This is a genomic window from Alteromonas sp. ABH4_456, assembly GCF_056160645.1.
Map to the genome: position 1 here is coordinate 378,829 of NZ_JBSWXO010000003.1, position 22,813 is coordinate 401,641.

A 22,813-nucleotide genomic window follows, 5' to 3' on the forward strand; every position below is an offset into this window, starting at 1 on the left:
GAAAACAATATTAAATAATACTGAATTGCTTTTGCTGGCTGTCAATTTTTTGCAATCTGTGGTACATATACTTTTGTCTGAGTTGACAGTTATCTTTTTAATCTGTCTACCGGTCGAAAAAGACAAAAAAATAACAAGTCCATAGGCATTTCTGGTTTGTATTAAGAGGTAACTGATTACCCGGTTGAGCATTTCAGAGATAGACCTGACGAATCCATCTCAATTTGTTTGTATAGACACAATACAAGTATGTGGTTCAGGGAAGTGTCAAAATTAATGGATAAGATTGAATTTATTGGGGTTCGCGCGTGAGTAATGTAATTTCAGTCCGGCAACAGTTCCGGCGGGTACTGAGTATTGATCCGAAGGATGCTATACCAGCAGTGTTGTTCAGCCTGATGGTGGCCACTATCGTATTTATCGGTGAGCCGCCTTATGCACTGGCTAAAGAGCCTGATTTAGAAAAAACAGCACAGACAGAGAGGCATTGTCCTGACAATCTTCCCTGCCAGACAATGAAAAACCGGAGTTAAAACTCCGGTTTTTTGTTTCAGACGAACGTCGCCGGCAACAACCGGAAAGCATGAGGCGGTCTTTATGAAGCCGGTTGCCCCAGCTCTGCCACCGTTGCTGAAATCATCATATTCTCCCCGCCACGGCTGACGTTCAGCTCGAGTGTTGTACCGGGATCTGTTTCGGCAATCATATCCAGTGTTTTCGATGCACTTTCCAACTGTATGCCGTCAATGGCCAGAATCACATCTCCGGCCCGCAAACCGGCCTGATCTGCAGGGCTTCCGTTGGCCACTGCCGTGACTTCAATACCGGGCGTACCACGATATTCGCTTCCAAGGAAGCCCAGTTGTCCGCGGATCACCTTGCCATTCTGGATGATGTCATCCATTACCCGTCGCGCCAGTTCATAAGGGACCGCAAAGTTGATACCGTCCACGTTACGCACGCCGTTACGGGAATCCCTGACCTGGAAGTTGGCATTGGTAATGCCTACCAGAGTACCGTTGCTGTCGACCAGTGCGCCGCCGGAGTTACCCTGATTCAGTACCGCATCTGTCTGAATAAAATCAACGTAGTTAGACAGTCCGTTGCGTCCGGCGCGGCTGACAATACCATGAGTAATCGTTTGACCGAGATCGAAAGGGTTGCCGATGGCCATGACCATGTCACCAACGTGCAAATCAGGCTCGTCCATCTGAGGAATAACGTGCAGGCTGTCCGCATTCACTTTAAGCACGGCAAGGTCAGTAAGCTGATCAGTACCGACAATCTGTGCTTCCAGAACCCGGCCGTCCTGCACAGCAACAAAAATGCTGTCGGCATTTTCGACTACGTGGTTACAGGTTAACAGGTAACCGTTCTCTGTCATGATGACACCGGAACCCAAACTGGCCCGTTCACGTGCACGGTTACGGAAAATACCGGTGTCGTTTTCAATACTGACACTGTAGATGTTTACAACAGCAGGCGCGGAGCGGCTTAATGCAGTGTAATGAGATTGCCTTGCCGGACGGGTAGAGTTGCCGGAGAAAAAGTTGTCACCAAAGCCTGTACCGCTTCTTAAATCCGGCATGAAGACCAGCATAAGTGCTGCTACTACAAGGCCCAGTACGATAGATTTGATGATAAATAAAAAGAATTGCTTGCCTGCCACGCCTGACTCATTCCATTTTGCCTCTTAACATTATGAACGAGGCGGGGTTCATTAATGTTAAGGATATCACCTAAATGATTGAATACCAATCAGGTCATCGGTTTAGCAAAAACAAAACGGGCCGGCAGTATTCCCTGCCGGCCCGCTGTATCTTCACTGCATTTCAATTGCTTAGCGAATGACCAGATAAATGGTGGCGGAGCCCCGTCTGACATTCAGTGCAATGACATTTTCACCGGAATCATCCAGTTTCTCACGGAATTCCGCGACAGTGGTCACTCGTTGGCGGTTAACACCGATGATCACGTCTTCAGGCTGGAGGCCAATCCGTGCTGCTGGCGTATTGCGCTCGATTTCAGACACTTTCACACCATCGTTGCCGGCTTCGTCTTTTCCGTTCACCAGGGTTGCACCTTCCAGCGCAGGGTGAATGGTTGCGGCAGTCACTTTGCTGTCTGCAGCATCATCGAGCACCACGTTCACGGTTTTTTCTTCGCCGTCACGAATAATCGTCAGCTCAACCTCAGCGCCGGCACCCATACTGGCAATTTTGGCAGCCATTTCGCGGAAACTGTGAAGACCACGACCATTAACTTCAGTGATAATATCACCGGCTTTCAGGCCGCCTTTTTCAGCAGCAGACTCCGGCGTTACTTCACGTACAAAGGCACCGCGGTTGGCACTCACGCCCATCGCTTTTGCCAGTCCGGCATCCACATCATTGCCGGTAATTCCCAGCAGTCCGCGACGCACCTCACCGAATTCGGCAATCTGATCCACGAGGTTTTTCATCATATTGCTTGGAATAGCAAATCCGATACCCACGTTACCACCGTTCGGCCCGAAAATGGCCGTGTTGATACCTACCAGCTCACCACGCAGGTTCACCAGGGCACCACCGGAATTACCACGGTTGATGGCAGCATCGGTTTGAATGTAGTCTTCATAACCGCCAATGTTCAGGCCGGAACGGCCCATGGCTGAAATGATACCGGAAGTAACGGTTTGTGACAGACCGAACGGATTACCGATAGCTACTACGTAGTCGCCAACACGCATTTCATCTGAGTCGGACAGGGGTAATGCAGTGAGTTTTTCCGCTTCAATTTTCAAAAGTGCGATATCACTTTGTTCATCAGCACCCAGCTTTTTGGCTTTAAATTCGCGGCCGTCACTCAGTTTTACGGTAATCTCGTCGGCGTTTTCAACGACATGGTTATTCGTTACTACGTAGCCTTTTTCCGAATCGATAATGACGCCGGAACCTAGCCCTTTAAATGGTCTTTCCTGAACCTGCTCCTGCGGGCCGCCAAAGAAGTAGCGGAACATTTCCGGTACCTGCCGTGTGGCAGTTTGAGTACCTTCGACGGAAATGCTCACCACAGCCGGCATGGCTTCTTCAAGCATGGGTGCCAGTGAAGGCACTTCCTGTTTCTTATCATCGCCGAAGAAAGGTAACGCAGCGCCTGCCGTGGCAGACATACCCAAAGTACTGGCGACAACACTGGAGACAACCAACATCTGGCGTAGAGATTTCTTCATATTCGCTTACACTCCTCATGTTTCATGCGATATGGTTACTATCACTGACAGACTCAGGTAAGTGAGAAAAAGTTCCTGAATCAGTCCTTTTCTGCGGTAGAACGACCGGCGTTGCCGACAAACAAACCGGAACTTGCGTTAGCAAAGTCTTTAGGCTGAGTGTCAGAAACCGGTGCAGGTTTGGACTTTTCTCTCCCCTGCATATTGTTACGTAAATAGGTAGTAGCCTGCTCACCATAGAAAGGTACGCCCAGCGCATCACCGTCTTCGCCCTGAGTAAGCAAGGTTTCATAATCAGCAACCTGTTGCTTCAATGCCTGGCATTGCTTTTCAATAGACTCAACCGCCTGACGGGTCTGGTGAATGTGATGTGTCGCTTGCTGTGACATCAGTTCCTTAATGTTTTGCTCTGCCTGTTTTGCCGAACCGGAAGCGCCGTCACGGGTATACATATAGCGGGCAACAAAGAAGCCGATAATCAGGCCCGCAATCAGCAGGGCAACAGGAATTAAAACGTCCATTCATTTCTCCAAAAATCTCTGTGTTCATAACTATTTGAGTTAAGCACAGTAAAACAATCACTCATGCCGACTATAGCAAGTAATGAGCGTGAATGCGCATTGCGAATTGTTGCAAAATGCGGATATAGCGATAAAGTTTGATTTCGTCGTTTTTTTCGACGATTCAAAGCAAATCATTGCCTGTAAACCTTATCTGCAGCCCGGCATTGCGTTATGATAATGTCTTATTCAGGTTTATACGGTATTTGGTTTTACTTCGACCAATACCACCCCGCATAACACACAGCGCTGCGATTCTACCTGTATTTATCCGGAATTTAAGATCAGATTTTGTTTTTTCAAGGAGGTCGGTGCAGCGGACCTCCAGCCTACCTTCTATTGGGAGTAGTTTCGGCGATGACGCCATGGGAAAAATATCAGCAAGATTTGCAGTTGCCCACGTTTAAACATGATCCTGCGCAGGAAAATGCAGTCAGAGCGCTTCAGCGGTTATACGATGATCTCATCAAAGCGCCGTCATCTTCCGGATTCGGTGCAAGTATCAAAAAACTGTTCGGCAAGCAGCCAGTATCCAAGCCGGTAACCGGTATTTATTTTTACGGCGGTGTCGGCCGGGGTAAAACGTATCTGGTCGATACCTTTTTTGAGTGTCTGCCTTTCACTAAAAAATCACGGGTGCATTTTCACCGTTTTATGCACCGCGTTCATGACGAGCTGAAAACCCTGCCTAATGAACCGGATCCGCTAAAAATTGTGGCTGACAGGCTGGCCAGTGAAGCCCGAGTGATCTGTTTTGATGAATTCTTTGTGTCCGACATCACCGATGCCATGATCCTTGGCACCCTGATGCAAGAGTTGTTTTACCGTGGAATAACCCTGGTAGCAACATCGAATATTGTGCCTGATGAACTGTATAAAAACGGCTTGCAGCGGGCCCGTTTCTTACCGGCTATTGATCTCATTAATAAACACACTGAAGTGATTAATGTGGACAGTGGTATTGATTACCGGCTTCGTACTCTGGAGCAGGCAGAAATTTTTCATTCACCGCTGGATGCCGATGGCGATAAACACCTGCACGAGTATTTTGAGCAACTGGCGCCGGAAAATTACCAGACCGGCGAGATGATAGAGGTGAACAACCGTAAAATCCCTACCCGCCGCAGTGCTGAAGGGGTATTGTCTATCGAGTTTTCTGCACTTTGTGAAGGGCCGCGCAGCCAGAGCGACTACATTGAACTGAGCCGCTGTTATCATTCGGTACTGGTTGCCAACGTGAAGCAAATGGGAGCAAACAACGATGACACCGCCCGCCGTTTCATTGCGATGGTGGATGAATTTTACGAACGTCACGTTAAACTTATAATGACCGCCGAAGTGGGACTGGAGCAGCTGTATACTGACGGCAGGCTGAATTTTGAGTTCCGCCGTTGCTTAAGCCGGCTGAAAGAAATGCAATCCAGAGAATATCTGGCCAGGGAACATTTGCCCTGAGTTGGCTGGAACGCAAAACTGTTAACTCAGCGGTAAAGCCGGTAAACTGCACGACAATTTTTTAAACTGTGCCTGAATTTTTTCACGGGCATTGTCAGATAAAAGTACGATACAGAGACCTAAGATGGGCAGAGCATTTGAAGTAAGAAAGAACGCCATGGCCAAAACGGCTGGCGCAAAAACCAAAGTTTATTCTAAATACGGTAAAGAAATTTACGTGTGCGCGAAGAACGGTGGTCCTGACCCGGATACCAATCTGTCGCTTAAGCGTCTGATGGAAAAAGCGAAAAAAGATCAGGTGCCGAGCCACGTTATCGAAAAAGCCATTGATAAAGCTGTAGGTGGTGCCGGTGAAGATTTCGTACCTGCACGTTACGAAGGCTTCGGTCCGGGTAACTGCATGGTGATTGTTGACTGTCTGACTGACAACAATAACCGTACCATTACCGATGTGCGTAATTGCTTCACTAAAACTAATGCCAAAATCGGTGGTCCCGGTGCAGTAGCTCACATGTTCGACCATCAGGCGATTTTCCAGTTTGCCGGTGATGATGAAGATGCTGTGCTGGAAGTATTAATGGAAGCCGATGTAGACGTGACTGAAGTGGAATGTGAAGACGGTAAAATTACTGTTTATGCACCCCATACAGAATTCTACAGTGTGAAAACCGCTTTGACTGAAGCGTATCCTGATATCACTTTAGATGCCGAAGAAATCAGCTTTATTCCGCAGACTGAAGTAGAGATCAGTGAAGAAGATATGCCCATGTTTGAAAAATTCATGGACATGCTGAACGATTGCGATGACGTGCAGGACGTTTATCACAACGCCATCACGCCAAACTAAGCTGTATAGAAAATAATCTAATCTAAATTCAGGAAGCCCACGTCAGTGGGTTCCTTCATTTATAAACCAATGTTATTCGGTTACAGCTTTTATTTAATAGTCAGACATGACTATGTTGCATCAGGCTGACCCGGATTCGGAAGCAGCAACAACCAGCTAATCTCCCCTGAACCCGTCTAATTCACTAAATCCGTCTGGAAAACTACAAAAAAATATCAGTAGCATGAGATAGCAACTCCTCTTCGTATGAGTTTCAACCTTTGATTAAAAATTTTCTTTTGGATACAGTTAAGGCTAGTCTATTATTTGCACAAAATTGCTTACTGAGCTCAGGAATTAGTGCTTGTAAGTACGCTCGGCCATAGATTATAGGGATTTAAATTGAACAGATATTTGATTGTGTCAGTCTTTTTAGCAGGTGTATTTTTTTGTCAATTAAGCTTTGGAAAAACATCCTTACCTGAGCTGCCCAAAGACTGGATAGGACTGGCTGTTGAACAAGGCAATATAAAACGAATAACCCTGCATTTAGATGAGAACATTGCGTCCACACAACCAGCTCCTAATCTGTCAACCGCGCCGGAACGCAGGAGTAGGAGGACGGGAGCTCAACACGAGGCAATGCAATTGGGTAAAGGTGCCCCCTTAAGTGGCAAGGTAGTAATCGATGTCGCAAAAGTTGATGACCTGAATACAATCCCTGCGCCCGCTACTTACCCGCTTACCGGCGAGCTTATTTCTAAGCTTAACATGCTCAAAATACAGTATCAGCCTCATAGGCAACCAGCTGTGATGCTTTTTGGTGCAATTAGCAAAACCAGAGATGAGATTTATCTGTTTTTTGGTGGCCCGCAAAGCAACCAAAAAGCTCCGGTTTTGCTGGTGGCTGGTAAAACACTTCCCGAATACATGCAGAGAGCTTTGCATACGGAGGTGGATATCGATGAAATCAGACAACGAGGTATTGAGGCAAAAGCAAAAACAGATCTGATTAATCAGCAGGTTGAGTTACTCAGAATTCAGGGACAACAAGCCAGAGCCGACGGCAATACAGCATTAGTTGCTGAGCTGCGCCAAAAAGTTAATGACTTGTTTAGCGAGAGCGCAAAAATTAATGCTGAGCAGAACCGTTTGCGGCAAAAGGCTATGGCTGCAAAGCAAAAAGCCCAACGCGAAAAACAACAGCAAAAACAAGCCCGCCTGGTTCAAATCAAAAAGGAAATGGAAAAAGTACAAACAGAATTAGCGCAACAGCAATCAGGAGGAAACAAGGACGCTGTAGATTCGCTAACCCACCAAATGCTTTTGCTTCGATCCCGTCAACAGCATGTTTCCAGTGGCCGGCATCCAGATTTACAACAAAAAGCTGGTTCAGGCTGTATGCCTTCTCTTACCGCGTGGTTAGACGAGCTTAATAAAAATCCCGGAGCGCCGGCGCAAAGCGTCCAGATTATTCAACTGATTAATTTGTTCAGGCCTTCGGTCTTTAAGAGTTACTTTGAGCAAAACCTGTTAGATATGGATGATGAATTGCGTGAAGGGTATGTCTACGAATTAGGGCGTGTTTGTTCGCAGCAGAATAACTTACCGGTAAGAAGATCGCACATTAACGTCTTATCGGGCGGCTTTGGCGAGATACCGCGGGTTTTGCATTACATGAGTGCCGCCATTGGTGGCATGGCGCTCGATGGTGCAGCCGCGTGGCAGGCTTACACTATGGATGAGTTGGCCAAAACGAATGAGTCTGAGGCATTGAGCGAATTTGAAGTGCAGTCTGTTTATGTTCGCAATGCATTGTGGCCAGAAGAAAAAACTCCGGCTGAAACGAGGTTGGTAGAACAAAGGAAAAAGAATCAGAGTGAATCTAAAATAGTAACGCCTGAAGAAAAAATACAGGCCGAAACAAAGCGGGTTGAGCACAGAGAAAAGCCGCAGAGAGAAGACGTATACGCTGAAATTAATGCGCGCATTCAACACGCTCAAAATGGAGAGTTGAAAGCACTGATGAGCGCCGTAGAACCGCGGACATTGGCCAGTTGGAATGATCTAAACATAAGAGCCCGGGACGAGGTCAGAGGGTATATTAATAGTGAACTTCCCGCTTTATTAACTAATTATTTTTCGATACATACTTTGCCTGCGGATTCGGACTATACAACGCCGGAAGAAGCACTTCTTGCCTCCGGAAAGTGGTTTGAGCAACATAAAGATTTGTATGTCGGATTCAGAAATCAGCCCGTAGTGAGCAACACTTTCGCCAGGCTATTTAAAGCGCGTGAGCCCTTTCTTAAACAAGCCAGCCAGAAAGTTATCGATGAAATCAATAAAATCACCAGTATTGATGAACTAAACCAACTTACTACAGACCTGTTTATACGGCCAGATAAGCATCACTCCTCTACCTGGCAAGTGATTAACGATGCTAAACAGCGCCGCCTTGCAGAACTTGAAGTTATTGCGTATCGGGCAAGGGTAGGAAATGGTCCGTTTAGCGCCGGTGATGATGGCGCTGTTTACATTAACGCGCTGTACCGGAACGACATACGAATTATTGCAGAGGAAGACAAAAAGTTTGAAAAAGCAATGCTCGAATTGACTGAGCTTACGCTTAATTCGGGCATAGTGGAATTCGCGTCTCTATTCGCTGGCAGGCATAGTGAGCCAGAGAACATGAAGCAAGAGATGCGAGACAGCTTGAAGGGTATTAGCATGAGTACAGCAATGACAGGTTTTTTCATTGTTTCATATGAGCACCTGGCAGCCAAATGCTTAGGCCCCGATCCTATCGACTTTACGCGTACCGAAGTATGGGATGATATAAGTCGAACGATTATGGGGGAAGAGGTATATCGCAATACATATAGTAAAACGTATCACTATACAATTGCCAGACGCCATGCCGACATATTCACCCAGTTGGGTAAAGGGACCAGCGCCGGACACATTGAGACGATGGCAGGCATATATGGCGCTTTAGGAATCATTTCTAAAGATGCACAAGAGTCTTTATTTTCAATGAGTGATAACTTGCGGGGGGTCGCAACGTTTATGCAGCGATATGCCTGCGACAGTGAGGAAATGAAAACATTGGAGAGTGCGTTAACTGGTATTACCCGTTCGCATTTATAAAGTACTAAGCAAATCTGCGGGTCGACTATTTTCTGATGTTAGATGTTAATTAACCGGACCAGTATTATCGTATCGAAATTCCCAACCAGTTTTTTATTGTCGCTTACGCTTAAAAACTTCTGTAGAATGCGCGCCGGAGCTGGCCTGGCAATCGCTGCTCTCGCAAGAGAGGGGAGGAAAGTCCGGGCTCCACAGGGCAGGGTGCCAGATAACGTCTGGGCGGCGTGAGCCGACGACAAGTGCAGCAGAGAGTAAACCGCCTAAGCGCGCAAGCGCCGGTAAGGGTGAAAGGGTGCGGTAAGAGCGCACCGCGCCACTGGTAACAGTGTGTGGCATGGTAAACTCCACCCGGAGCAAGACCAAATAGGCCTTCTATACGTGCGGCCCGCACGGAAGGCGGGTAGGTTGCTTGAGCCTGTGAGTAATTGCAGGCCTAGAGGAATGATTGTCCACGACAGAACCCGGCTTACGGCCAGCTCCCTTTTAATAATTCACCGAAATCAAGCTGTCATTTGCGCTTCCTGATAGTTGATCATCAAAAGCCGCAAAACTGCAACTGTTTTTATGTTCGTGCCGCACTAAATTATCACGCCAGTGGAATTGAAAAGAAGTCATACTACCCCCTAGCCCGGACGCAATAATGACAGGCGTTTTTAAAGTGAGAATTCCATTACTCTCATCTATCAGGCTTTCAATCTTTGATTCAATAACAGCCTGCAGTGACGTGTTCAGGAGAACCGTATTTGTTCTTGGTCGCAGATTAACAGCGGCTTGCAATTTTGAATGGATGATGGGGATAACCCAACTTTTAAGTTGCAACGGGTCATTATTTTCATCTGCACGTAACACACTAATCCAATCAATATTAACCGGTAGCCAGTGAATGTCGTGCTGCGGTGAAAATAGCTGGTTACTTGTAGATTTCACAGTGCTCATCAGATCGTTGGCAAAAGTCCGGTGATGAGGCTCAAAACCGTGAATAACGACTGCAATAACATTGCTGGACATTCTTCTTCTCTCGCTTTTAAAGTTGCTGGATTGTGGTCTGTCTATTCAGTGTAGTGAGGTAACTCACTCATATATCTCACTTAAAAGAGAATAAAAATCAGTTATTTTTTAAAATAATAAATGCAGATTAAATTTTGCACGAAGTTTGCAGTTTATGTTTTTCAATGGCTTAGCTACTGCAAAATCATCATACTTTTGGCTTTTTCCCGTATATAGGTGAGTGTAAATGGCGGTATGCGATGGATATGAACACCTTTATACCCATTGATTTTGATGGTGTTAGCGGATAAGGTTGAAGGAACAAAAGCCAGTAAAAAAATTACCCGGATTAGGAACACCCGTGACGCACCCCGCCGCACTTATTGAACGTATCGTTCAGGGTGATAAAAATGCAGAAAGGCAGCTTGTAGAAGATTATTATCAGGGGCTCCTTTTTATTTTATACCGACAAACCGATTCTCTATCGCTGGCTGAAGATCTCACCCAGGACACGTTTGTTGTCGTTCTCAGAAAGTTGCGGGATGGAGATCTCCGTAACCCCGCTGCGTTGTCTTCTTTTATTCGCCAGACAGGTATAAACACCCTGATTGCATACCGGCGCATGCAAACCCGCAGACAAACCGAGGTGTCCGATCTTACAGATACATTTGCTGCGCAGACGCCTACTTTACTTCACCAGTTGCATGAGCGTGATACAACAAATCTCGTTCTCCGGGTACTTAATCAGTTGGGTACTGAGAGAGACAGGGAAGTTCTGAGCCGGTTTTATTTGCATGATGAAGATAAAAACACGATTTGCGACAGTTTGGGTTTGACACCTGCGCACTTTGACCGTGTGTTATTCCGTGCAAGACAGCGCCTCAGACAACTTATTGAGGGTGATGATGAGACCGCTTCGGGTGTCAGGCAGATACTTGATGGTGTTATTGTACTAATGATGTTTTTACCACCGGGCGGGCAGAGTGCTTTTACTCCGCAATTTATATCTTTAACCGAGGAAGTGAGAGTTTCCCGCTCTTACGAGCACTTAACTGGACAGAATGGCCAGATACCAAAATCAGGCCAAAAAACTGACCAGGCCTTTTATGTCTGAAAAATACGATGATGAATTCACCCGGCGTTATCTTGCAAAGCAGTTGACACCGGACGAAGAAATTTCTTTTGAAATTGCTATGCTTGACTCCCGTGAGCTAACGGAACAGGTGGTACTGAGCCAGGCGCTCTGTCAGGCTGGACCTGATGTGTCGGTACTGCCGCAGAAAGTCAGAAAGACAACCTCGTTACCTGCACTGGGGGCTTTTGCTCTTGCTGCAGGTGTGATGGCATGGGTCTGGTTACCTGCAGCGCTGGTAACTTCAGGGCCGGAGGTGAGCCCGGCGATTGTTTATCTCGAAGACTTTCGTAGTCATGTGACTCAGCCGGTGACTTTGCATTTCAGTGAAGGTGAACAATTTAAAGTGGTCGTCAGCGATGCACCGCCGGACTTCAGTGGTTCAGTCTATGCTGTTCTCACCAATACTAATGGAGAGGAAGTTGAGTCGCGGATACTGAAACCGAATAGCAACAATGAGATAACGATGGTTATCCGTGCCGGAGATATCAATAGCGGAGACTATCAGCTGATTCTTTCCCGTTCCGGCAAAAATAATCACAACAATGAGATTAACCGGTTCTCCCTGGAAATAAAAAAGGACTAAAAAATGGGTGGTGAAGATAGGGATTATCTTTTTGGGAAAACAAGGAGACCGTTGCCTGAAAAAGAGGAAGTTGCAGAGATGGTAGCTGCAATCATTCCCTGGTCAGATCCCATTTCCGGGACGCCTGAAGCACCTTATACCGCTGCGGGTATGCAAGCGTTATTGACGCCAGACGGTGATAACCCCGTTAAGCAACCAAAGCCGGCGGAAAGCGAAGAGGTTATAAAAATTCCTCTGAATACCGGCAAATTGCCTGCAGGGTTTACTTATTGGGGGCAGTGGATCGCTCACGATATTATTTCACCCACTCATCCGGCACAGAATCACTATTCATCCAGAGAGGTCTCCCCGGCTCTGAATATGGACAGTCTTTACGGTCAGGCCGGGAGCTTACCGCCGCACTGGCTTACCGATGAGCAGGGCTTTTTCAGATTACCTGATAATGACTGGGATTGTTTACGGGATAGCTGCAATACTCCCCTGCTGTATGAACCCCGCAACAATGATAATGCAATCATCCTTCAGTTTCATAGTCAATGGCAGCGCATTCACAACCGAATATTGAGCGGCTTTTGTCAATCGACTGATAAAGATCTTCCTCATCTGTGTGAAGACGCGTCATGGTTTCACAAAGCGCAACAAGTCACCGTTGCTTTATTTCACCAGCTTGTCATTCATGAATGGTTACCTGCGATATTAGACCGGCAGGTTTATGACTATTACTTTTCTACCCGTCAGCCCGCTGTCACCATACTTGATAACAACGTTAGTCTATCAAGAGTACCTTACGAGTTCAGCCATGCAGCATTTCGTTTCGGACACAGTATGGTGCGCGAAACTTACAAACTTCGTGGCAATGATAGTTTTACTTTACATGCGTTGCTCACCCACCAGGCTGAAAGGGGAAAGGCAATTCCACCTATCGACTGGTCATTGTTTTTCGGTGAGTTTGCTCAGGAAGTTCAGCCCATTAACTTAATTGTAGTGTCTGGCATGGGAGGGATACCTGTTTCCCGTAATATTGCTGAGCGTAATATTGCCGCCGGTATGAAAGTAGAATTGATGACTGTTCAGGAGTGCAAGCAATGTTTGGAAGCAGAATATCCTGAACTTTTTACAGGCTGCGGGTTGACCATGGACGACAGCGAGTCGCTGCTGACAGAATTGAAGATGGATCCCATGAATCAGGCATCATTGTTTTATACGCTTCACGGGGAAAACCGGCTTCCGCTCTGGCCATTTTTATTGGCCGAGTCTTCTGCTCAGGAGGATAATCCGGGCCACAGAATGGGGAAACTGGGTAGTGTGATTATTGCTGATGTGTTATTGCATGCCATCAATGCAGCAAAAAAACAGTTATTCCCGAAACAAGAAACACAACAAGAAGTCGCCGTCTGCCTGGATAAATTTAGCAGGCAATGTGGCGTAGAAAACGCAGCATCTCTGACTATGTCTGCAATTTTATGTAAAAAGGAGTAAACCACCATGGAGTCTTTAAAAGACGGATATTGGCAAACCAGTAAAGCCGGCGTTAACTATGTTAATCACCGCAGTATTGTCCCTTCCTTAAGTAGCTATCATCCCGAGGGGTTGGGACAGAACTATCCGGTAAAGTTCATCTATGATGAGAAAAAAGGCACCTACCAGGTGGCTCTTGGCGGGTTATGGAATGGTACTGCGCAAGCGATTATGAAGCTTAGTGAGTTTAAGGTAATTGATAAAGCGGGTATTTTTATTTCTAACACTATTCCTTTAGATGGGGCTAAGGGGACTGACGTAGCAGGTTTCAAATCGGTAAGGGTATCCATTGTTGCTCACGAATATGAGCATGAAAAAACAACCGTTCGGGAATATACCTCTACGCTGGCCTGGTTGAGAGATGGTCCTGCGATAAATGACGGAGACCCTTCTGAAGTTGTATTGACCAGCTACCGCTGGAGACACAACTGACTGAAAGTTGCAGGAACAGAAGAATGCGTTTTTTAACAGGGAAGTTTTATCTGGCGAGCCTGTTCGCAAGAGCTGGCTTTGTAGTGCTGGCTATTTTTGCATCTGTAACTTCTGTTTCTGCTACCTCCGTTTCGCGGGAAGTGATTTGCGGGGAGCCAGCCGGATGGGCTGCGTTGAGACAAATTTATGAACGCAACGGTGCTTTCTTTCAATGTGTTGGCCGTTCCGCGCAAACGTTAAGCGTAAGTCATGCTAATCAGGTTTCACTGCTGACCTTACTGAGCAAGTTTGATGATGAATATGGCCAGCAAGGGATATCGCAACCTGACGAATTTGCGAATCAGATGAGCGCATTCTCAGTTAGCAGAAGTGACCCTTACTACCGTGAGTGGTTGATAAGGTATCTTCTTATAGAACAGGAGAATATGGCTTACAGGGAAACTACGTCAATAGCGGAGGACGCTGTTTTCCGCAATATTTTCGAAGGCACTGTTTATGAAAATACGATCAGACTCATATATCTTCAAAGTGCATTTTCAATCGAACAGTACGACAAAGTCGCCCGGATTTGTGAATCCGGGGACGTGCTGGCAGAAGCCGTAAACAGTCAACAAGAAGCGGTATTCTATGGGGTTTGTGGATTTAATGACGTACTTTCTGATGACAACATAATAAGGGATATGGGGTATGCCCGGCTGCATCTTGGTCGCGAACGAATAACTGCTGACACCGATCCTCAACTTTGCGCGCAGATAAATAACGGTCTGGCGAGTTACTATATGTCGAAGGCTGACCTTCCCCGCATTGAAGAGTTTCTTGAAGAAGGTATTGCCTGCTTACCATCACCTGAGTATTTGCAACAGCAGGAGATGCTGGATGATCTCACCAGTAATCTCGCCTGGGTCTACCGCCATCAGGGGAAGCTACCGGAATATCTCGCTACACTCAGAGAGTCAGTTTACCGGCATACGTATAACCTTGCACCGGAAAAGCTGGTTGTTAGTTATGCTAATCTCGGGCAGGCTTATATGTTGGTGGGGGATATTGAAAAATCTGAACGATACTATCAACAGGTATTGCAGTTCAGTAATCCGGATAAGTTCACCATTGATTACGTTAATACGTTGCTCTCCCTTGCAGGTATCGCAATTTCAAAGAAAGATCTGACATCCGCTCAAACATGGCTGGATGAGATAGCTCCTGTGAAACGTAACAGGTTTCAGGAGTCACGTTACAAGGTTTTGCAGGCAAGGATGAGAGCCCGGTTATCGCCTTCAGAGTTTGACGGGGATGCTTTTCTGACAGAATTAGGAGAGCTTACCGGCCAATTTTCCGTCACTCAGCGTTCCCAGTTAATGAGCGAATGGCTCGAAGTGCTTTTGCTGGTAAAGCGTTATGCTATGGCTGAAACACTAATACAAGATATCAGCCAGCAACGCCGAAATACTTTGTCAGTGAATCTGGCTGTTGCTAATGCCAAAATCACCTTGTTAAAGTCCGGTGGTGGAGAGCACCTCACAGATATCGCCGCGATATTTTACGACGCATTCGCCAGCATAACGGAAGCCTCAACAAGGTTCAGTAGTAATGAAACCGGCATGAGTTGGTTAAGTCAGTCGCGCACACTCATCGATAACTACTTGTCAGCTATTCTTCCCTCAGAGGATGAGCGAATTATTGAAGAAGCTTTGTTTATATCTGAAAGATTCTCTGCAATCGTCTTTAACCGGCACAGAATGGCTCTGGCAAGCCAGAGTTTCAGACAAGTTGATGAAACATTACAGAGCGAATGGATGCTGGTAAATACTGCTATGCCTGAGCCTCAATCTTCTGTAACTGATGACGAAAAGAAATTTGTCAGAGACAAAGTCTGGGAACGTGTTCAATTGGCCAACCAGCAAAAAAGGGGGGCTGGTGCTGAACCCCGCGCCACTTTCTCTTTAAATCAAATTCGTCAGCGCCTCGGTAAAAAGCGTGCGATCCTGAAAATTTTCGCCCTTGAAAATAAAAGTTGTGCCTACCTGATATCCACTCCTGATATTGAACAAAAATGTGCCTCAAATCCGGACGATTTGGAAGCGTGGATAAGCAATAAGGTGATGGGCCACCTTGACATCAGAACACTCTATCTGCTTCCTGAAGGACGCTGGAGAAACACATCGTTTGCTGCACTGAATAATGGAGCTGATGAGCGATATCCCGGGTTTGAAATGGGTATCGTCAGGATATTATCCTTGATGGATTATCAGATCGATGATGATGAAAATACTACTGCTGCAAACATTGTTGCTTTTACCAATCCCTCGAATCCATCACCTGAATACATGTCTGACAGTGAGGCAATGCAGTGGCGCGCAGGGTTTCCTCCGTTACCATGGACAGCGAGAGCAGCAGATGTACTGGCAACTTCCTTTCCTTCAGTCCCCTTACAAGTGTTTACCGGTGATGATGCAACAAACGAAAGCATCACTTCCGCGGCTGCAAGAGATGCTTCCTTATTACATGTGGGCAGTCATGCCTGGTATTCGGCGGAGTCGCCGGAAACCGTGGGGCTGGTTACTGCAACAGGCGATGAAAATGAACATCAGGGCTATATCTCCTATGAAAATCTGTTCTCTCATGTTTTTCACAACCGTTTAGTGGTTATCAGTGCCTGTGAAACGGAAATGGGCAAATCCTATCAGGGGATCGGGATGAGAAGTTTAAGCCACGGATTTCTCTATCAGGGGGCCGGAGCAACCATTTCAACGCTCTGGAAAGTGCCGGACCGGGCAACAGCTGAATTTATGCAACATTTCTATGTTTCATTGGCCGGTAATGGAGGCGATATCGCGGATGCCATGCGAAATGCCAGAGTGTTGCTGGCGTCAAAGCGTCGATTCCGCGATCCGAGATATTGGGGGGCCTTCGTGTTTACTGTCACCGGTCCTGACTACGAATTCCTGTCATTAGAGCATTAATCTGCTTTTATTCCGGAGCCGGTACGACAAACTTTTCGCACAATACGAATGCTGCTGTCAGTACCGTTAGAAACAGCAAAGGCAGGAAGTATATTCCTGCATTAGTATCATAAGCGGCCTGAATTAAATAAGTTGCTATTGCTGCCCTGCAGCCTGTCAGCAGGCCATTGAAAGCACAATCTACAGGCCTGAAAATCCGCCACAGCATGTACCCCAAAGGCATAGCCAGTATCAGGAAACCCACTATACCTGTTGTCGCCATGGTTTCGAGGTAGTCATTGTGAGCCCGCTTAGACATTTTGGAAATGCCCAGTGCCATCGGTTTGTAAACATGCTGAATATAAGGGTAAGTACCGGGACCTGTGCCTGTCACCGGATGATCACTGATAACACTGATAGCAGTATTTCTGAGGTGCATTCTGCCATTGTCGGCCATTTTCTGGTGAGCAAAACGGTCATACACAGATGACTGCATAAAAAGAACGGCAGCTGCCAGCAACATTACCACACCGGCGGCAATGCGCTTTACAGACAACCATTGTTTGACGAGTGATTTATGACGCAGCAGGAACAATGCGCCAGCGAGTCCTGACCCGCCGGCTAAGGCGACAATAACGCCACGACTGCTGGTATTGATAAGGGTAAGAGTAAGCACTATCAGAGTCAGAATCAGCATTACAGTAACCATTCGATTGCGGCGGCCCCTGATATTATCGGCCAGCATACCTGCAGAAAGTGCAATACCAAAAGCAATGTAAAGTGCATATTGGTTTTTATAGCTGAAGGTCCCTCTTATGCCGTCTTGCCACTTCAAATCCCATGGCGGAATGTTACCCACCAGTTCAAATTGACCTACACTGAAGAAATTGAGCAAAGAATACAGTGCTGTGATGGTGCATCCGGTCACCAGAATAATTATTAGTTTGTGCAATCTCTCTTCAGAATGGCAAAGAAGCCATACCGAAAGCAAAAGTAGTGCTATTCCGAGAAATTTTATCCATTCAATCAGACTGGCCTGATAGTAAACCGTCATCCGTACTTCACTTTCCGGGCCATTTAACATGTACCAGTGGCTCATGTGCGGGGACAAAAAGTCAATGACGGTAGCGGGAAGCGGGATCAGATACAAGGCTGCGTATAACAGCCATGCTGCGAACATTATTAAAACGTAGCGGATGCTGCCTCTGAAATGGAAAGAGGATGAGAGAACGGAAAGTGCAAAAAAAACACTGATACAAGCCGCAGCAAGGATCTGTTCCCATTTTAAATCAAGTCCGTGAAACCAGGGGAAAACTACAAACAGACTACCCAGCAATACAAAAGCAGCGCGATTTACAAACCTGTTTATCATTGATTTGCATCCGGATTGCCGGTAATCGCTTTTAATTTCGCCGTGGTTGCTCTGTCAGGTGAAATTTTTAAAAAAGGGTGTATCACGTTATAGGTTTTCATGGCCTGAATCAGGATACGTTTTACCGGTTGTTGTCTTAATCCGCTTTGAATAACAGGAAGAACGAGCTCCTTAATATCTGCAGGTAATTCCTCCCAGTGCGCAATCAGATAGCTACCCGCATTAATCTGCACTTCTTCTTCATTTGGCGCCAGCGGAAGCCATGTTCTGAGTAAATCATGGTATGCGGTGACAGGTAGATCGTTTAAAGATGCATTCGCCATGGTAAGGGCAAATGCCTGATAATGTGTTGGCTGTAGCGCATGGATTCTGTCGATAAACGCGTTAAAAAACTCCGGCCCGTTGTTGTCACCGCCAACCCGTGCAATTTGTAATTTGTGCAGGGCAAGTGAAGCCTGTAGATACGGGATCTCTGCTTCTCCCGGTTGCCGCATTGATAACACGGTTAATGCTTCGCTGTAATTTTCAAACGGAATGAGTGAATCTCCGGGACCCGGGAGCGCTGACCGGGACAACGCTTTTTCACCTGAAATCGTTTCAGTCAGCCGGTGCAGTTCAACGTAATCTGACGCTAAAAACAAACACCAGCCGGCAAAAAGTAATGAGCCCGATGCCAAAACTAGCCTTGTAAGCGATAGGGTAAGCGGCCCGAGTCCTTGATTTTCTTTGTTATCCAGAGTGACCTGATTCAAAATAGGGTACGCCATAAAGTAAGACTGGTGTGGCAACCGGCGGGACAGCAACCGGTTTTCCTCGTATATTTGCATTCTCGCAAATCGTATTCCTATGCAACGAGTATTCCAACTTTCGCAGTTCGGGAAAAGATTTAAAAGGTTGCGCTTCAGGTGAAAGGTATAGGTAAAAAGCAAATGTAATTAAATTACACACTTTAAGTCTTTACGTAGGCTCTGTATCCTCAAAGTGTCGTAAAAATTTACACCGATAACATTAAAGTCCCTAGGAAAATTGTTTTTAAAAAAGTTGAATATTCGTAGTAACAGCCCTTTAAACACCGAACATTTGTTTTGTGGCAGCTACTTAACTGCAAGTATTTAATTTGAGATAATCTGTTTTACATTTATAAATGTTTCACAAAATAACATGAAATGTTCTTAGTTTGTTAATTTTTGGTGCGTCTTTCACCTTGTTGTCAGTATTCTTTACAAAGCGAATTAAAGATACAAAATTTGGGCAGTAAAACACGCCGAAAATGGTCAGTTTTTGATGCTTACATCAATATGTAACAATAAGCTGTCAGGTTCACTTTATTATAAATAAAATAATTCACGCAGTTACTTCAAGGTTTTTTCACGGAAGAGAAAAATAGCCTTTAATTGAAAAAGTTGGTGTTTTTTTTGCTTTGCTTAGACTAATGGAGCAGGCGCATTCACGAGACTTCAAACAAATACCGTGAGTAACCGAATTATAGTTACCCAAAATTTAACGTTACACGCAAGGATGGTTCATCATGGGAAACGGCTTCGTTAGAAACAACATAAATCAATTTGCCGTAGTATACCGCTTTGTTGATTTTCTGCTCATCCAGCTCACTTTGCTGGCTGCATGTAATCTGTATGGTGTGCCCATCGACGTGCACTATCATTTGCTTGGCCTGATTGGAAGTACTACTTATCTGCTGTCTGCTGAACTATTCTGGCTGTATCGTTCCTGGCGTTCAGGTACCTCTAAAGAACTGATTTTTTATACCGTTGTAAGCTGGTTTGTCAGTACTGTTGTGGTGCTTTCCTATCTCTTCTTGTCTAAAACGTCTGACGACTATTCCCGCGTTGCGTTGTCATCATGGGTTATCGTTGCCCCTGTTTTCCTGTGCTCCTGGCGTATGTTTATGCGGGCCTTCTTGTATCATGTGCGCAAGAAGGGCTTTAACAGCCGTTCCGTTGGTATTATTGGGATGAACGAGAATGCTGTTGCGCTGGCCAATGAGCTGAAACGTAACCCTCATACAGGTTTCAGAATCGACGGTATCTTCGATGATCGTGATACAGACCGTCTGGCGATTCCTGATGGTATGAAAGTAGAGGGCTCAATTAACGACGCCATTGCAGCAGTCAGAAATGGTGAGTTTGATCAAATATTCATAACATTGCCGATGACAGCCAACAAACGCATTGAACAAATTCTGCATCAGTTGGGTGATACAAACGCTGAAGTTCACTTCGTTCCGAATTTCTTCATGTACAACATGGTTCATTCCCGTCTTTGTAATATTGGTAATTTACAAACAATCAGTGTGTTCGATACGCCCATGCGCGGAGCGACAACTGCGATTAAACGCGCTGAAGATATTTTCCTCGCAACGTGCATTCTGGCTGTTATTGCCGTCCCTATGTTATTTATCGCAGCGGCTGTGAAGCTGACATCTAAAGGTCCGGTCATTTTCAAACAGAACCGGTACGGGGTAGACGGCAAGAAAATTAAAGTATGGAAATTCCGTTCTATGACCGTTACTGAAGATGGTGATAAGGTCACTCAGGCAACCAAAGGCGACGCCCGGATTACTAAAGTCGGTGCATTTTTACGCCGCACATCGTTGGATGAATTACCCCAGTTCATTAACGTTTTGCAGGGCTCAATGTCTGTTGTCGGTCCCCGTCCTCATGCTGTCGCGCACAATGAGATGTATCGTAAAACCGTTAAATATTACATGCTGCGTCACAGAATCAAGCCGGGTATCACGGGTTGGGCGCAGGTAAATGGCTGGCGTGGTGAAACAGACACCGTTGAAAAAATGCAAATGCGTGTGCAGTACGACCTGGAATATATTCGAAACTGGTCTTTGTGGCTCGACTTTAAAATTGTTATCTTTACTTTCTTTAAAGGCTTCGTGGGCAAAAACGTTTATTAACGGGTCTTCTCCCGAAGTCAGTTGCAGTAACAGTATCGGATAAACATGTGGACTAAAAGCCTGTACTTTGGCAGGAACATATTTCGGCACTACAGGCTTAGTTTTCTGTTTATCTTCGCCATCCTGATGGCAGAAACTGCTCTCAATCTTGCTATTCCTTATGTTGTTGGTAAGCAGTCAGCCGCCGCAGTAAACAGCAGTTTCACTTCGTTAAACGAACTCACACTTTACCTTGCAGCATGGTGTGTGCTTTTCGCTGTTCAGTCACTTCTGAAATTCTTTTCTACTTATCAGTTGAATGTATTGGGGGCCAGATTAATGGCCAACCTTAGCTGCAGGTTATATGACCACGTGCAAATCATGCCTATGAAGTATTTTCAGAATACGAATAAGGGTGATGTGTTGTCGCTGCTTACCTATGATTTAGGAACAGTGAGTTATTTCGTTACCAGTGTTCTGACAACCTTACTCCCGAATATACTGGTGCTGGTGGGAAGTGTGATCATGATGTATCTGATTGAACCACTGGTCGCCGTGCTTATCATCACCCTTGTGCCTTTGGTTTATGTCGTGACCAAACTGGTTGGCAGGCAGATTCATCCTCTTTCTAAACAAATTGTCCAGAAGCAAGCCGATACTCTGGCGATTGCCAGTGAGAATATCAGCACAATTTCCCTGATAAAGTCGTTTAACCGCGAAGAGGCAGAGTCCGGCCGGTATAAATCTCATACAGGTGAAGTACTGTCGTTAAGAACCAGACAATTTCGTTATCAGGCTATGCTGCCGCCGCTGATTCAGTTTCTCGCCTCAGTGTGTATTATTACAATTATCGGGGTATGTTTGTTGCAGTTTAAAGCGCGCAAGATTGATGTATCAGACATTGTCAGTTTGCTTCTTTACGGCATGATTTTTACACGGCCCGTAAGTGCGCTCGCCGGGTTATATGGACAGACGATGCAGATGAGTGGTGCTTTATCACGTTTACTCGCAATGCACGCTCAGGAAAGAGAACCTACAGAAACAGGGCTTGCTGAACTGGCTGCAGAAAGAGGCGAGGTGCGTTTCGACAATGTCTGTTTTTCCTATCAGGACAATGCAGATATATTGTCAGATATTTCTTTTACATTAAAATCCGGTGAAACGGCGTTGATAACGGGTGAGAACGGGGCAGGTAAATCTACCTTGTTGCACTTACTCATGCGCTTCTTTGAGCCGTCCAGGGGACATATCAGCATTGACGGTCAGGATATTTTCAAAGTCACCACCACGTCAGTGCGGGCTTGTATAGGCCATGTTTCTCAGGATGTCGTATTATGCAATGGCAGTATTCTTGATAACATTACTTACGGTGTTGAGAAACCAGAACCGGATGATATCGATAAAGTATGCAAATTGTCCGGACTTACTCATATTGTTTCGAAGATGCCGGCAGGAATGAGCACTTTAGTCGGCGAAGGCGGTATCAGGCTATCTGGCGGACAAAGGCAACGTATCGCTCTGGCCAGAGCATTACTGAAACGGCCAAAAATCTTATTGTTCGACGAACCTACATCGATGCTGGATGAGGGAGGAAGACACCGTTTTAAAGACGAATTTGAACATCTCTTTAAGCACTATACGGTATTGATGATTTCCCATGACCCTACAATTGCCGATGTGGCAGACCGGTTGTTTGAATTGCAAAACCGGACATTAACTGAATTGGTAGTAAAGGAATAA

Annotated in this window: 17 protein-coding genes and 1 other RNA gene; 12 read left to right on the top strand and 6 right to left on the bottom strand. The window is 45.9% G+C overall.

The features are described 5' to 3' along the window. Nucleotides 1-308: 308 nt before the first annotated feature. The gene (locus ACXAG2_RS07030; protein ID WP_474865450.1) at nucleotides 309-533 is read left to right on the top strand and encodes a hypothetical protein; all 225 of its coding nucleotides are present in this window, start codon (nucleotides 309-311) and stop codon (nucleotides 531-533) included. Nucleotides 534-595: 62 nt separating this feature from the next. On the opposite strand, the gene ACXAG2_RS07035 is transcribed toward ACXAG2_RS07030, so the two are convergent. From ACXAG2_RS07035 to ACXAG2_RS07045, 3 genes are all read right to left on the bottom strand, one after another. Beyond that, nucleotides 596-1,600 carry a trypsin-like peptidase domain-containing protein gene (locus ACXAG2_RS07035; protein ID WP_474865625.1) on the bottom strand — a complete coding sequence of 335 codons (1,005 nt, stop codon included), beginning with the start codon at nucleotides 1,598-1,600 and terminating at the stop codon, nucleotides 596-598. A gap of 240 nt (nucleotides 1,601-1,840) precedes the next feature. Further along, entirely contained in the window at nucleotides 1,841-3,211 is a 1,371-nt protein-coding gene (locus ACXAG2_RS07040; RefSeq protein ID WP_119500201.1) for a DegQ family serine endoprotease, read from the bottom strand. Nucleotides 3,212-3,291: 80 nt separating this feature from the next. Further along, nucleotides 3,292-3,732: a ZapG family protein gene (locus tag ACXAG2_RS07045; protein ID WP_474865454.1), complete on the bottom strand. Its 441-nt coding sequence runs from the start codon at nucleotides 3,730-3,732 to the stop codon at nucleotides 3,292-3,294. A gap of 396 nt (nucleotides 3,733-4,128) precedes the next feature. Here ACXAG2_RS07045 and zapE point away from each other — a divergent pair, with 396 nt between their 5' ends. From zapE to rnpB, 4 genes are all read left to right on the top strand, one after another. Further along, a complete protein-coding gene (zapE, locus tag ACXAG2_RS07050; protein ID WP_474865456.1) occupies nucleotides 4,129-5,226 on the top strand; it encodes a cell division protein ZapE in 1,098 nt (365 codons plus the stop codon). Between the two features lie 124 nt (nucleotides 5,227-5,350). Continuing rightward, nucleotides 5,351-6,073 (top strand): YebC/PmpR family DNA-binding transcriptional regulator, encoded by a 723-nt coding sequence (locus tag ACXAG2_RS07055; protein ID WP_119500204.1) that lies wholly within the window; start codon nucleotides 5,351-5,353, stop codon nucleotides 6,071-6,073. Between the two features lie 381 nt (nucleotides 6,074-6,454). Continuing rightward, entirely contained in the window at nucleotides 6,455-9,202 is a 2,748-nt protein-coding gene (locus tag ACXAG2_RS07060; RefSeq protein ID WP_474865459.1) for an OmpH family outer membrane protein, read from the top strand. A gap of 135 nt (nucleotides 9,203-9,337) precedes the next feature. After that, nucleotides 9,338-9,686: RNase P RNA component class A (rnpB, locus tag ACXAG2_RS07065), an RNA gene on the top strand. Here rnpB and ACXAG2_RS07070 read toward each other — a convergent pair. After that, nucleotides 9,686-10,210 (bottom strand): hypothetical protein, encoded by a 525-nt coding sequence (locus ACXAG2_RS07070; RefSeq protein ID WP_474865461.1) that lies wholly within the window; start codon nucleotides 10,208-10,210, stop codon nucleotides 9,686-9,688. The genes rnpB and ACXAG2_RS07070 overlap by 1 nt on opposite strands. A 292-nt stretch (nucleotides 10,211-10,502) precedes the next feature. On the opposite strand from ACXAG2_RS07070, the gene ACXAG2_RS07075 reads away from it, so the two are divergent. Genes ACXAG2_RS07075 through ACXAG2_RS07095 form a run of 5 tightly spaced genes read left to right on the top strand, consistent with a single transcriptional unit; the run spans nucleotide 10,503 to nucleotide 16,817 of the window. After that, nucleotides 10,503-11,303, top strand: coding sequence for an RNA polymerase sigma factor (locus ACXAG2_RS07075; RefSeq protein ID WP_474865464.1), 801 nt, complete (start codon nucleotides 10,503-10,505; stop codon nucleotides 11,301-11,303). Then, nucleotides 11,296-11,907: a hypothetical protein gene (locus tag ACXAG2_RS07080; RefSeq protein WP_474865467.1), complete on the top strand. Its 612-nt coding sequence runs from the start codon at nucleotides 11,296-11,298 to the stop codon at nucleotides 11,905-11,907. Before ACXAG2_RS07075 ends, ACXAG2_RS07080 begins: the two co-directional genes overlap by 8 nt. Before the next feature lie 51 nt (nucleotides 11,908-11,958). Continuing rightward, the gene (locus ACXAG2_RS07085; protein WP_474865469.1) at nucleotides 11,959-13,386 is read left to right on the top strand and encodes a peroxidase family protein; all 1,428 of its coding nucleotides are present in this window, start codon (nucleotides 11,959-11,961) and stop codon (nucleotides 13,384-13,386) included. Nucleotides 13,387-13,392: 6 nt separating this feature from the next. Continuing rightward, entirely contained in the window at nucleotides 13,393-13,857 is a 465-nt protein-coding gene (locus ACXAG2_RS07090; RefSeq protein WP_474865471.1) for a hypothetical protein, read from the top strand. Between the two features lie 23 nt (nucleotides 13,858-13,880). Continuing rightward, entirely contained in the window at nucleotides 13,881-16,817 is a 2,937-nt protein-coding gene (locus tag ACXAG2_RS07095) for a CHAT domain-containing protein (protein WP_474865474.1), read from the top strand. Nucleotides 16,818-16,824: 7 nt separating this feature from the next. On the opposite strand, the gene ACXAG2_RS07100 is transcribed toward ACXAG2_RS07095, so the two are convergent. Continuing rightward, a complete protein-coding gene (locus tag ACXAG2_RS07100; RefSeq protein WP_474865477.1) occupies nucleotides 16,825-18,168 on the bottom strand; it encodes an O-antigen ligase family protein in 1,344 nt (447 codons plus the stop codon). Then, nucleotides 18,165-18,995, bottom strand: a complete 831-nt coding sequence (locus tag ACXAG2_RS07105) for a hypothetical protein (protein WP_474865479.1) — start codon at nucleotides 18,993-18,995, stop codon at nucleotides 18,165-18,167. The genes ACXAG2_RS07100 and ACXAG2_RS07105 overlap by 4 nt, the downstream gene beginning before the upstream one ends. A 701-nt stretch (nucleotides 18,996-19,696) precedes the next feature. Between ACXAG2_RS07105 and ACXAG2_RS07110 the strand changes: the two genes are divergently transcribed. Both ACXAG2_RS07110 and ACXAG2_RS07115 read left to right on the top strand, forming a co-directional pair. Next, on the top strand, nucleotides 19,697-21,094 hold the full coding sequence (locus ACXAG2_RS07110) for an undecaprenyl-phosphate glucose phosphotransferase (protein WP_474865481.1): 1,398 nt from the start codon (nucleotides 19,697-19,699) through the stop codon (nucleotides 21,092-21,094). Between the two features lie 45 nt (nucleotides 21,095-21,139). Beyond that, nucleotides 21,140-22,813 (top strand): ABC transporter ATP-binding protein, encoded by a 1,674-nt coding sequence (locus tag ACXAG2_RS07115; protein ID WP_474865483.1) that lies wholly within the window; start codon nucleotides 21,140-21,142, stop codon nucleotides 22,811-22,813.

Bases quoted from the DNA above. Each gene is read 5' to 3' on its own strand.
- ACXAG2_RS07035 (WP_474865625.1), bottom strand. From the start codon at position 1,600: ATGCTGGTCTTCATGCCGGATTTAAGAAGCGGTACAGGCTTTGGTGAC.
- ACXAG2_RS07040 (WP_119500201.1), bottom strand. From the start codon at position 3,211: ATGAAGAAATCTCTACGCCAGATGTTGGTTGTCTCCAGTGTTGTCGCC.
- ACXAG2_RS07045 (WP_474865454.1), bottom strand. From the start codon at position 3,732: ATGGACGTTTTAATTCCTGTTGCCCTGCTGATTGCGGGCCTGATTATC.
- zapE (WP_474865456.1), top strand. From the start codon at position 4,129: ATGACGCCATGGGAAAAATATCAGCAAGATTTGCAGTTGCCCACGTTT.
- ACXAG2_RS07055 (WP_119500204.1), top strand. From the start codon at position 5,351: ATGGGCAGAGCATTTGAAGTAAGAAAGAACGCCATGGCCAAAACGGCT.
- ACXAG2_RS07070 (WP_474865461.1), bottom strand. From the start codon at position 10,210: ATGTCCAGCAATGTTATTGCAGTCGTTATTCACGGTTTTGAGCCTCAT.
- ACXAG2_RS07080 (WP_474865467.1), top strand. From the start codon at position 11,296: ATGTCTGAAAAATACGATGATGAATTCACCCGGCGTTATCTTGCAAAG.
- ACXAG2_RS07090 (WP_474865471.1), top strand. From the start codon at position 13,393: ATGGAGTCTTTAAAAGACGGATATTGGCAAACCAGTAAAGCCGGCGTT.
- ACXAG2_RS07095 (WP_474865474.1), top strand. From the start codon at position 13,881: ATGCGTTTTTTAACAGGGAAGTTTTATCTGGCGAGCCTGTTCGCAAGA.
- ACXAG2_RS07100 (WP_474865477.1), bottom strand. From the start codon at position 18,168: ATGATAAACAGGTTTGTAAATCGCGCTGCTTTTGTATTGCTGGGTAGT.
- ACXAG2_RS07105 (WP_474865479.1), bottom strand. From the start codon at position 18,995: ATGCAAATATACGAGGAAAACCGGTTGCTGTCCCGCCGGTTGCCACAC.
- ACXAG2_RS07110 (WP_474865481.1), top strand. From the start codon at position 19,697: ATGGGAAACGGCTTCGTTAGAAACAACATAAATCAATTTGCCGTAGTA.
- ACXAG2_RS07115 (WP_474865483.1), top strand. From the start codon at position 21,140: ATGTGGACTAAAAGCCTGTACTTTGGCAGGAACATATTTCGGCACTAC.